This is a genomic window from Mycobacterium sp. AZCC_0083, from assembly GCF_014202335.1.
GTDB lineage: Bacteria > Actinomycetota > Actinomycetes > Mycobacteriales > Mycobacteriaceae > Mycobacterium.
In genome coordinates this window covers 98,978-110,083 of the sequence record NZ_JACHGP010000022.1, presented here as the reverse complement: position 1 = coordinate 110,083, position 11,106 = coordinate 98,978, and the positions used below count along the sequence as shown (strand labels likewise).

General features: G+C 63.3%; 6 protein-coding genes. 3 read left to right on the top strand and 3 right to left on the bottom strand.

Annotation, left to right across the window (positions count from 1 at the left end; all coding sequences use genetic code 11):
- Window positions 1-65: 65 nt before the first annotated feature.
- The gene (locus tag HNP02_RS37225; protein ID WP_309241830.1) at window positions 66-3,164 is read right to left on the bottom strand and encodes an RND family transporter; all 3,099 of its coding nucleotides are present in this window, start codon (window positions 3,162-3,164) and stop codon (window positions 66-68) included.
- A gap of 419 nt (window positions 3,165-3,583) precedes the next feature.
- Between HNP02_RS37225 and HNP02_RS37220 the strand changes: the two genes are divergently transcribed.
- Entirely contained in the window at window positions 3,584-4,552 is a 969-nt protein-coding gene (locus HNP02_RS37220) for a DUF732 domain-containing protein (RefSeq protein WP_221318441.1), read from the top strand.
- A gap of 134 nt (window positions 4,553-4,686) precedes the next feature.
- Here HNP02_RS37220 and HNP02_RS37215 read toward each other — a convergent pair whose 3' ends face one another.
- Together HNP02_RS37215 and HNP02_RS43335 are read right to left on the bottom strand one after the other, a co-directional pair.
- Window positions 4,687-5,514 (bottom strand): hypothetical protein, encoded by an 828-nt coding sequence (locus tag HNP02_RS37215; RefSeq protein WP_184445670.1) that lies wholly within the window; start codon window positions 5,512-5,514, stop codon window positions 4,687-4,689.
- A 340-nt stretch (window positions 5,515-5,854) separates the two neighbouring features.
- Window positions 5,855-6,046 (bottom strand): LysE family transporter, encoded by a 192-nt coding sequence (locus HNP02_RS43335; protein WP_255507425.1) that lies wholly within the window; start codon window positions 6,044-6,046, stop codon window positions 5,855-5,857.
- A gap of 726 nt (window positions 6,047-6,772) precedes the next feature.
- On the opposite strand from HNP02_RS43335, the gene car reads away from it, so the two are divergent.
- Complete coding sequence (gene car, locus HNP02_RS37200; protein WP_184445688.1) at window positions 6,773-10,267, top strand: carboxylic acid reductase; 3,495 nt, start codon at window positions 6,773-6,775, stop codon at window positions 10,265-10,267.
- Window positions 10,268-10,432: 165 nt separating this feature from the next.
- Window positions 10,433-11,101, top strand: coding sequence for a helix-turn-helix domain-containing protein (locus tag HNP02_RS37195; protein ID WP_184445669.1), 669 nt, complete (start codon window positions 10,433-10,435; stop codon window positions 11,099-11,101).
- The last annotated feature ends 5 nt before the right edge of the window (window positions 11,102-11,106 follow it).

Below are 11,106 nucleotides of genomic sequence, written 5' to 3'. Positions count from 1 at the left end.
AAGCACTCGACCGGACTCTACCTCGGTGCGTTGTGTCGGCAGGTCGAGGCTTGCGCAGCGGGGGATCACTTGCTCGGCCGTCTCATTCGAGATACCCGTCGGTGGAAGGCTGGCTTCCACGACTTGACCCGATCCCACTCATTGGCAAGAAGCCGGTTGCGCGACACATCGGTTGCAGGAGCGGTTCTCGGCTTCGAAGGCCACCAGTTCGCTCGTCCGACGAGAACGGCCATCGCGGGCACAGTCACGGTGCGCACGATGAAGGTATCGAGCAGGATGCCAACCCCCACGATGAATCCGGCCTGGACCATCGTGCTGACGCTACCGAAGAGCAGTCCGAACATTGACGCGGCGAAGATGAGCCCCGCGGAGGTTATGACGCTCCCGGTCGAGCGAATGGTGCGCATGATCGCCAAGCGGATACCGTCGGAGGACTCGTCGCGGATTCGGGAAACCAGCAGCATGTTGTAATCGGCGCCTACTGCCACCAATACGAGGAAGCTCAGCGCTGGAACACTCCACGAGAGCGGCTGGCCTCCAATGAACTGAAAGGCGATGACACCGATGCCCAGTGCAGCCATATAGGAAATAATAACGGAGGCAACAAGATACAGAGGAGCGACGATAGCACGCAGCAGCAGTATGAGGATGAGCATCACCACCGCGACGGTGATGATGATGATCAAACGGAGATCGTCGTTGAAGTCGGCCCGCATGTCGTGGTACAGAGCGGTTATTCCAGCCGCCGATATCGTGGCGTCAGAAAGTGAGGTGTTTGGTTGTGCCTTGCCGGCGGTGTCGAGTATTGCGTCGAGCTGATCCATTGCAGCTGTCGAGAAGGGGTTGAGCTTTGACTGCACTAGATAGCGAGCGGTGTGTCCGTCTGGTGAAATGAAGAATCCTGCGACCTGTTTGAACTGTTCAATGCCGAAGTATTGTGGGGGCACGAAGAACCCGGCCATCGAGGGCTGAGACGCGCCGTCTCGCATGGACAGGAGGAAGGCTGAAGCCTCAGACAGGCCCGAACCTATGTCCTTTGTCTTGTCGACCAGTGTTTGGACGGCGTCCGTGAGTTGCTTGCTGCCATCGGCGATCTCATTGGCGCCCTGCCGCAGACTGCTCAGTTGCCTGGTGACAGCCTGAGGGCTGGTCAGACCCATACTGCGGAGGCTTTTCATCACGGTGTTCAACGATGCGCGAAGCCGTTCGATCGATTGATCGTCTGCCATGCCCTGGAGTTGACGTGCGAGTTCGGAGAGCTGGTTGAAGGTGCCGTTCGCCCGAGCGGTGTCGACGATCTGCAACTGGGTGCGCGCGGCGGTGCAGGACGGGTCGGCGTCGCAAACTGGGCTGGAGTTCAACGCGTTCATCACCGGTCCTGTCCAGCCGAGTAGCTGGTCGATGTCGAACATGTTGACACCGATGGTTTTACCAGCGGACCGCAAGTTCGACACGAGCCTTGCCAAATCGTCGAGGTGTGCGAGGTTCGCCGTCCCACCATAACGGTTTTCGACATCCGTTAGCGTGCCCACGAGGGTGGTGATGATGGTCGTCGATTGACTGACCGCGCCGCGGACGCGGGCAAGAGTATCCGAAAGTTGCTTGGCTCCGTCCGTGAGCTTGTCGAGATTATGCGAATTGCTGTTGATCTGGGCAGACGTGTCGCCGAGCCTGGTGCCGACTTCTCCGGCTTGGTAAGACAGTGTCGCCTGCTGGAGGGTTTGCCCGGTAGGTCGGGTTATTCCTTGTAGCAAGGCTATGTTTGGTAATTGGCTAACCCGAGAAGCCATCTCTTCGAGGTCGGCGAGCGCTTCGGGGGTGCGCAGATCGTGAGGCGATTGAACGAGCAGATATTGCGGGATGAGGGAGTTGACGGCGAAGTGGCGCTCCATGACGGCGTAACCGACGTTGCTCTGTGCTGATGCCGGCAATGTGGTGCGATCGTCGTAGTTGTAGCGAACCAGAGTTGCACAGCCGGCCAGAATGAGAAGCACGACGAGGCTAAAAACCAAGTGCCGCTGCGGCCGACGTACGATGCGCACGGCGGAGAGCCGCCAGAAGCGGCTCATGAGTTTCTTTCTGGGCGCTATCCATCCACGCCGTCCAGTGATCACGAGAATTGCGGGCAGCAGGGTAATAGCGGCGAGGAACGCGACCGCGATCGCCATGGCGAGTGCCGGACCGATCGTCGAAAGCAGCGGAAGCCTCGTGAAACTCATGCCGAGGAAGGCCAACCCAACCGTACCTGCCGAGGCAGCTATCACCTTTCCGATGGCGGCCAGCGCTCCGACGACAGCATCGTCTGAGGCTGCTCCCCGTTCCATATACTCGTGGTAGCGGCTGATCAGAAACACCGCGTAATCCGTGCCGGCGCCCATCATCATTCCGCTGAGCAAAACGACGGTCTGGCTGGTAACACCCCAGCCTAGGACCCCCAGCAAGACGACCAGGCTCTGGGCGACGACTAGGGCGACCCCGATCATGGCCAGCGGCACCACCATCGTCACCGGCCGTCGATACACAACGAGCAGGATGGCGAGAACCATGAGCCCGGTTGCAATCTCAACCACCCGTACGTCTCGTTCCGACACCACCACCTGATCGATGAACGTAACCTCAGGTCCAGTTACGTGAGCGGTGAGGGATGTGCCCGCCGTACTGTCGGCAACGGTCTTGGTGACCCACTCAGAAGAGTCTTGCCCGGTGGGGGTGCCGAGATCACCGACCAGACTTACAGGCAGTACCCAGGCCTTATGATCTCCGCTCTCGAGGGCTTGACGCAACGGTGGCGTAGTGATGAAGTCTTGAACAGTGCTGACGGCGCCGGGATTTCGCCGCAGATTGTCAGCAACGCCGTGATAGGTGTCTTCGTCCGCTCGCCCGAGCCCCTGCTCATCGGTGAGCACAACCAACAGGGCGTTTTCGCCCTCGTGGAAAGCAGAAGCCATCTGAGTCGCGGCGACGGTTGCAGGATCGTGAGCGGGCAACAAGTTCACGGGCCGATCGCGAACGATCTGAGCTAACGATGGCAGAAGCGCCGGGAGAATCGCTGCCATCGCGACCCAAATCAGGATCACAATGACCGGATGGCGAACCAGAACCCCACCGAGCCAACGAAACCCGCTCTGTCTTGACGGCGCGGCGTTTTCGCTCGGTTCTGACACGATCGCGAGACTACACGCCCGGCCGATGTGTCGAGGCAGAGTCACCTTCGCTCAGGCCCACACTTTGCTCGACACCCGACAACGTCCAGAAGGTGCAACAGCATGTGGCCCGCCGGGGGTCTTAAGGCGACCCTTCGAGACCGCATAAGGCGTGACTTACCTTGCAATGCAACGCGGTTGGCAACCTCTACGTCCGCGGCCACAGAAGTGGCCTTCTGAAATGTTCGGTGAATGAGAACACACTCGAGCTTCCGGCTCGTTCTCGATATCTGGCTTGAGGCGGGATAAACCAAGGGTCGTCGGGGATGGGAATGGGTCGTAGAAGAGGCGGTGAAGAAACTGAATGATTTCCGTTTCCGTGGCGTTGAAGTTGAGGGGGGGTCATTTACCGAGGAGGCGTGCATGGGACAGAAGGCTGGATGCGCCGCAGCGTCGCGTTCATTCGTGCTTGGGGAGTTCGGATCGTCCAAAGACGTTCCGGCCGAACGCCCGCGGTCGAGGGCCAGCTGATCGCCATCGGGCACTGCGGATCGGATGATGGCGATAACCGCATAGGACACCAGTGTGGCACTGCCACCTCGACCGGATGGAGGCCTGATCCGACGACGCGCCATGAAGGTCGATACTTCGTCACCGACCGTCCGACCAACAGGGTGCGCAACGGCAAGGCCGAGACGACCGACCCCGTCGGCGGCCGGATGCTCCGGCGATACATCGAGATACCCGCGCCAGGCCCTCAAAGCATCCGATCGACCTGGCTGGGCACGACCGCCATGACAGCCATCGTCGGGCTGATCACCGCAGCCGTCTGGTGTATCCAACATCCCCTCCGCCCGCCACCAGCCTCGCCCGAGACCGCCTATCTCTCCGATCTGCGCGACTCCAATCTGGCCGGCGCGTTCACCTCCGACGCCGAGGCGCTCGCCCACGGCAGGCAGGTATGCCGACAGCTCAGCGACGGCGGCCCGCAGCAAGGTACAAAGGCCGACAAAATCGCCATGGGCGTTTTCTGTCCGCAGTTTTCCACGGATTTCCGCGTCCTTGAAACTGCCTCGGTGTCGGGCACTTTCGTGCTTACCGACTCGATGGCGAGTATGGGTGTCAGCTCGATCGCCTCGGATGGCACACGGTGCGAGGGAATCAAGGGTTTCTCTGATATCGGCCGCGATACCCAGCTAACCGTGAAGAACGGCACGGGCGAAGTGTTGGCCACCACGGCATTGGGAGAGGGCCGTGGCAACCCCGCGACGTGCACGTTCGCCTTTAGCCTGTCTATCACTGGGGGCCAAGACCGCTATGTCATATCCGTGAACCGGCGCGGCGAACTCAGCTACACCTTCGACCAGCTTCAGCGAGCGGGCAGCATACAGATCCGGCTTGGCCACTGACGTAGGGCACCCGCATGAATCCGGAAGCCGACTTCAGCGTCACACACGACACCAAACAGCAAATCTAGGCACCGTCGCCTCACCGTTCCGTTCGCAAATCGCAAGGAATGCGTTGGCCTTGACCTCGATTCGTGTCAGCAGCACGCTTCACGTGCCGTGATAAAACTTACCGATGAGTCATGTTGTTTGACCGTGAACGACGTCGGATCCATGCGATAGCGGACGGTCCACCGTTGCAGGACCGTTGAGTCAGTACCCGCGCAGGAGGCCGTCGGGTCGGAGGGAAATCTCTGCACCGGGTTGTCCTGCCTTGCGGTGCGCCGGCCAATCGAAAGCTTGGTTGGTGACGTATCAAGCCATTGCGAGGCGGGCGGTCTGCGAGGCGCGCGTGGGAACCACGTAGCCTCGGCCGAGCACCAGGCGCTGCACAGCAGCATCAGCACGATCGCGGCAAGCACCCACAGCCCGTACTGGATGCCCGCCATCGCGCCAGGGGAGATCCAGTGTGATGAGGTGCCGGGGGCAGTCACATAACGCCCGATCGCTGCTGGGGACAGGGCGTGGCCGTACGAGATGCGGGCATGTGCAGGCCCTTTGCCGCGGGCAATCACGCCGGCGAGCTGAAGGTACGACGCCACCAAAAAGAAAGCGCCGGCGCTGGCGAGCAACAGGGCGAACTTGTGCTCCAGTACCGCGCAGCCGGAGTCGTCCACCAGTCGCTGGGACAGCACGGGCCGCAGGACCACTAGATATAAGAAGGTGCCACCGACCACACCGATCAGCCCGATGAAGTAACCAGCCTTGGACAGTACCCGCCACACCCCGGGTGGGATTCGCGATGGCGGCCGGAATCGTTTGTGCCAATGGGGAACCCATGGAACTCCTCCATCGCTGTCGGGATCTCGGTGGTCGGAACCCGCTTCCATAAGGTAATCAACATCAGCGGCGGCCGACTGGTTCACGCGGCGCATGCAAAGAGATGTACGACACATCACCGCGTGTGGCGTCGATGCGCTCGCGATCACAGACCTGCCGGGTCCGCAACACCCGCCAACTCTTCTGCACCGCTGGCCCACGGCGGAGATGCGCCAGCAGTAAACTGCCGCAGGCTAACTCGTTAGTATTGCCAAACGACCCGAACACATGGCGCTTCGCGCGATGCCCCACACCGAACCGCGGTTCTCGACAACGGATTCCGAGACACGACGTCGGCCACTACGTTCTCGGCGCACGGCGCACCAGCGCGATCACCACCGCGGCGGTGGCGCACGGCCCGGCGAAGACTCTGTTGACGATCAGTGTTTACCGGTTTCCGAGAATGGTGACCAGCCGCGTAGCGAGCCCGGCATAGCTACTCACCACCACGATATCTGTTGTGACAAAGGTCAATCCAATCACTGCGTACCGCCTCAACAGTGAAGCCGCTGGGGTGACAAACTGCGGCAGCACAGCCAGATAGAAAACTAGCGCCTGGGGATTGGTTGCGTTGACCATGAATCCGCGCCCATTGAGGTTGCGGCTCGGCACTGGGGTCATCTGCCCCACGCATCGCTACCACCCGGTAGTCATCGCACAGGCGCCCGCGTCCATGAGCATCCTGGTCGACGGCCGGTTCTTCTGGGAATCGGCTCGGGCGACGGCTCAACGAACACATCGTGGGCAACGGTTGGCGCAGTACACCCGTGCGCCACGAGATGCTCCGCTGGAGCAAGGCCAGCGCCGCCGCGACGCGGTCGCCGACCTCGCCGCGTTGTCGCCTCCCCGGCCGGTGTGGACGTTACGGGTCAGCTGGTCGAGGTCGGCGCCGAACGAGCTTGAACGAAAACCAGTCCGAAAAGCGTTTCGATGAAGACGGTGTCGGTGGCGCGCCGTTTGTCACACGATCTTGGGAGGAGTGCGCGGTGCAGGTTGGCTTGACGGTTTTCGCTGAAGCGTATGCACGGCAGGCACAGGCAGGTCGTGCCGGTATAGCGTGGCTGGCTCAACCTGGTGACCTCGGCGTGCGCGCGAGAACCGCACGCCGGACAACGAATACCATTGGGGTAGAATGGCGTCCGTGCGGACGCCATGGTTCGCTCGCGCAGTGGACCCCTATCGGGCAGGCGGAGTCGTTCGGAAGGGGCGGGAGCCGTACCCGGCGCGGGCGTACGAATTACCGTAGCTGAGTACAGCGTTATAAACTCAGGATTCGCAGCATCACCGCTGACGAAAGGCATGAATATGACGACCGAAATCCCCGGTGACGTCGGGACCCTACGCCTGACGGAGCTCTACGCGACCGATTCTCAGCTGCAGGCGGCACGGCCGTCGATGGCCGTCATGGAGGCCGCGCGTCGCCCCGGCATCCGGCTTGCTGAGGTGCTTCGTCGGTTCATGGAGGGCTACGCGGATCGGCCAGCCCTGGGGACGCGCGCCACATCCATCGTCCGTGACCCGGCCACCGGCCGCGCTGAGCAGAAGTTGCTGCCCGCGTTCGACACCATCACCTACGGTCAGCTGTGGTCGAATGTGACGGCGATCGCCGCCGCCTGGACCGCCGACGGCGAGCCGGTTCAGCCGGGGGACTTCGTCGCCAGCATCGGTTTTGCCAGTGCCGATTACCTGACCGTCGATCTGGTCTGCAACTATCTCGGATTGGTCGGCGTTCCGCTGCAGCATAATTCGCCGGCGTCGCGCCTGCAGCCGATCTTCGCCGAGACCGAACCTCGGGTCCTGGCGGTTAGCGCCGACTATCTGGATCTGGCCGTGGAGTGCGCATTGAGCACCTCGTCGGTGCGCCGGATGATGGTCTTCGACTACAACGCCGAAGTCGACTCGCAGCGAGAGGCCCTGGAGGAGGCCCGCATTCGGTTCTCTGACACTCCGGTGAGCATCGAGATCCTCTCCGATGTCATCGCGCAGGGGCGCACGCTGCCGGTGCCGCCCGGCTTCGACGGCGACGACGACCAGCGGCTGGCAATGATCGTGTACACATCGGGTAGCACCGGCCTACCCAAGGGTGCCATGTGGACCGAGCGCATGTTGTGCATGATGTGGACCAGCGACATGGTCACCGGCACCCCGGTCCTCAACGTCAACTTCATGCCGCTGAACCACCTGGGCGGGCGCATCCCGTTGATGGCATCCTTTCAGTCCGGCGGCACAAGCTATTTCGTTCCCGAAAGCGATCTGTCTACTCTGTTCGAGGACTGGGCGCTGGTTCGTCCCACCCAGCTGGTCGTGGTTCCGCGAGTGGTGGACATGCTGTTTCAGCGTTACCAGACCCGCGTTGACCGATTGCGCGGCGCGGGAGAGGGCGCCGAGGCGGCTGACGCCATCGCGAAGGCCGAACTGCGCGAGGATCTGCTCGGTGACCGGGTGCTGGGTGGGTTCGTCGGCACCGCCCCGCTGGCCGAGGAGACGCGGGCATTCCTCGAAAGCTGCGTCCACGCGCAACTGGCGGACATCTACGGGCTGACCGAGGTAGGCGGCGTGACCCGCGATGGCGCAATCATGCGCCCGCCGGTGATGGACTACAAGCTGGTCGACGTTGCCGAGCTGGGCTACTTCAGCACCGACCGTCCTTATCCCCGCGGGGAGCTGCTGGTCAAGACGGCAGCAGCGATGCCGGGCTACTACAAGCGGCCCGATGTCACCGCCGAGGTCTTCGACGCTGAGGGCTACTACCGCACCGGCGACGTGATGGCCGAGGTTGCGCCTGACCAGCTGGTCTACGTCGACCGCCGCAACAACGTGCTCAAGCTCGCGCAGGGAGAGTTCGTCGCAGTGGCCAACCTGGAGGCGGTCTACGCTGGCGCGCCGCTGGTCCGGCAGATCTTCGTCTACGGCAACAGCGGGCGCTCCTCGCTGCTGGCGGTGATCGTGCCGACTGACGAAGCTCTCACGCGCTGTCCCGACCACCATGACCTGAAGAGTGAGTTGCGCGATTCGCTGCGGGCTACCGCGCGCGCCGCCGAGCTGCAGTCCTACGAGGTGCCCGTCGACTTCCTCATCGAAACCGATCCGTTCACCGCCGCCAACGGCCTGCTCTCCGGTGTCGGAAAGCTGCTGCGGCCCAAACTCAAAGAACACTACGGCCAGCGGCTCGAGCTGCTCTACGCCGAGCTGGCGCAGGCCCGCTCCGATGAACTCCGCGCACTACGGGACGTGGCGCACACCCAACCGGTGACCGAGACCGTGATCCAGGCCGCGCAGGCGCTGCTCGGACTGCCGGGTGCCGCGCCCGCACCCGATGCGCACTTCATCGACCTGGGTGGGGATTCGTTGTCGGCGCTGAGCTTTTCCAACTTGCTCGGCGAAGTGTTCGGCGTCGAGGTGCCAGTCGGTGTCATCATCGGCCCGTCGACCGACCTTTCCGCGCTGGCTATCTACGTGGAATCCGAGCGCGCATCCGGCGGCCAGCGTCCCACCGCCACGACTGTGCACGGCGCCGGCGTCACGTCGATCGCAGCAGCAGATCTGACCCTGAACAAGTTCATCGGCCTGACCACCTTGAACGCGGCCAAATCGCTACCGGCTGCGACCGACCACGTCCAGACCGTGCTATTGACCGGCGCCAACGGCTACCTCGGCCGCTTCCTCACCCTGGAGTGGCTGCAGCGGCTGTCGAACACCGGCGGCCGACTGATCACGCTGCTGCGCGGCGATGACGCCGACTCGGCACGACGCCGACTTGAGCGGGTGTTCGACTCCGACCCCGCGATGTCGATCCAGTTCCGCGAGTTGGCCGCCGAGCACCTTGAGGTGATCCCGGGTGACATCGGCGAACCCAACCTCGGCCTCGATGAGGCGACCTGGCAGCGAGTGGCGCGCGACGTCGACCTCGTCGTGCATCCGGCGGCCCTGGTCAACCACGTGCTGCCGTACGGGCAGTTGTTCGGCCCCAACGTCGTTGGCACCGCCGAGGTGATCCGGCTGGCCATCAGCGAGCGGATCAAGCCGGTGACCTACTTGTCTACGGTCGCCGTGGCCATGGGGGTGCCCGACTTCATCGAGGACGGCGACATCCGCACGGTCAGCGCACACCGGCCGATCGACGACAACTACGCCAACGGCTACGCCAACAGCAAGTGGGCCGGAGAAGTGCTGCTGCGTGAGGCGCACGATCTGTGCGGGCTGCCGGTCAGCGTCTTCCGATCCGACATGATCCTCGCGCACAGTCGGTTCGCCGGTCAGCTCAACGTCCCCGACGCGTTCACCCGCCTGCTGATCAGCCTGCTGTCGACGGGGCTTGCGCCGCGCACCTTCTACGCCGAGGACGGTTCCGGCGCGCGCCCGCGAGCACATTACGACGGGCTGCCTGCCGACTTCGTCGCCGAGGCCATCACCACTATCGGTGCTAACGGTCTCGACGGGTTCCGGTCCTACGACGTGATGAACCCGCATGACGACGGCATCTCCTTGGACGTCGTCGTGGACTGGCTCATCGACGAGGGCGCCGCGATCACCCGCGTGGACGATCACGCCGAGTGGATAGCGCGCTTCGAGGGCGCGCTACGGGCCCTGCCCGAACAGCAGCGCCAACGCTCAGCCCTGCTGCTACTCGACGCCTACCGGGTCCCCGAACAGCCGCTGCGCGGCGCACTGGCCCCGACGGCGGTGTTCCGCGAGGCGGTGCAGGCCGCCAAAGTGGGCCCGACACACGACATCCCACATATCAGTGTCGACCTCATCCGCAAGTATCTGGCCGATCTGAAGGAGCTGGACTTGATGTGACGGCGATCCGGCGTCCGGCTCATTCACCTACAACAGGGCACATCGGAGTGCCCTCGTAGGCAGGTCCCATCGCCGCCGCCCGGTTCGGCCTGCAGTGGCTGTGTGGCAGTGGTCGCTGCCTCGGGCACAGGAATAGATCGGGTCGCCGCCGGCGTCTAATACATCGTGGACGAGAAGAATCGAGACCCTCGTCCCGACGGTCGCGCAGTCATCGGAACGGCTTTCGCGCTGCTGGATTACGTGCAAGACCTGGAGCCTGTCCGGCTAGTGGACCTGGCGGCTGCAACCGGGATTCCGCGTCCCACCGTGTACCGGTTACTGCAGCAACTAGTCACTGTGGGCGCTATCCGCCGCGATGGCACACGCTACCGGCTGGGCGCCACACCGTTGGGCCTGGGCGCGCGCGCCATGTCCGAGCGCCGGCTTCGTGTCGTTGCGCGGCGGCCGCTGGCCGAACTGTCCGCGGCTACCGGCGCCGCGGTATGCCTGTCGGCCACGATTGAAGGTGGCGGCGTGTTCCTCGACATGGTCGATGCTCGCGTCCCGCTGGGTTACAGCGTCGAGCCGGGCGATCGTGTGCCGCCCGGAACCGCGCAGGACCTCGCCCACAGCGAAACATCGGACGCCACACCGATAATCGATGCCAGCAAGGTGATCGAAGGCATCAGCTGTGTGGCGGTCCCCATTCCGCTGGGCGGCGGCGCCGTGGCGGCGGTCTCGACAATCGTCGCAGCCATCGAACCGCCATCGGCGCTGTTGTCGGCGACGCGGCTGACCGCAGCACGGATCAGCGGTCTGCTCATGACGGCGAAGAGTTTACTCAGCGGACGATAAATGGG

Bases quoted from the DNA above. Each gene is read 5' to 3' on its own strand.
- HNP02_RS37220 (WP_221318441.1), top strand. From the start codon at position 3,584: ATGCGCCGCAGCGTCGCGTTCATTCGTGCTTGGGGAGTTCGGATCGTC.
- car (WP_184445688.1), top strand. From the start codon at position 6,773: ATGACGACCGAAATCCCCGGTGACGTCGGGACCCTACGCCTGACGGAG.
- HNP02_RS43335 (WP_255507425.1), bottom strand. From the start codon at position 6,046: ATGGTCAACGCAACCAATCCCCAGGCGCTAGTTTTCTATCTGGCTGTG.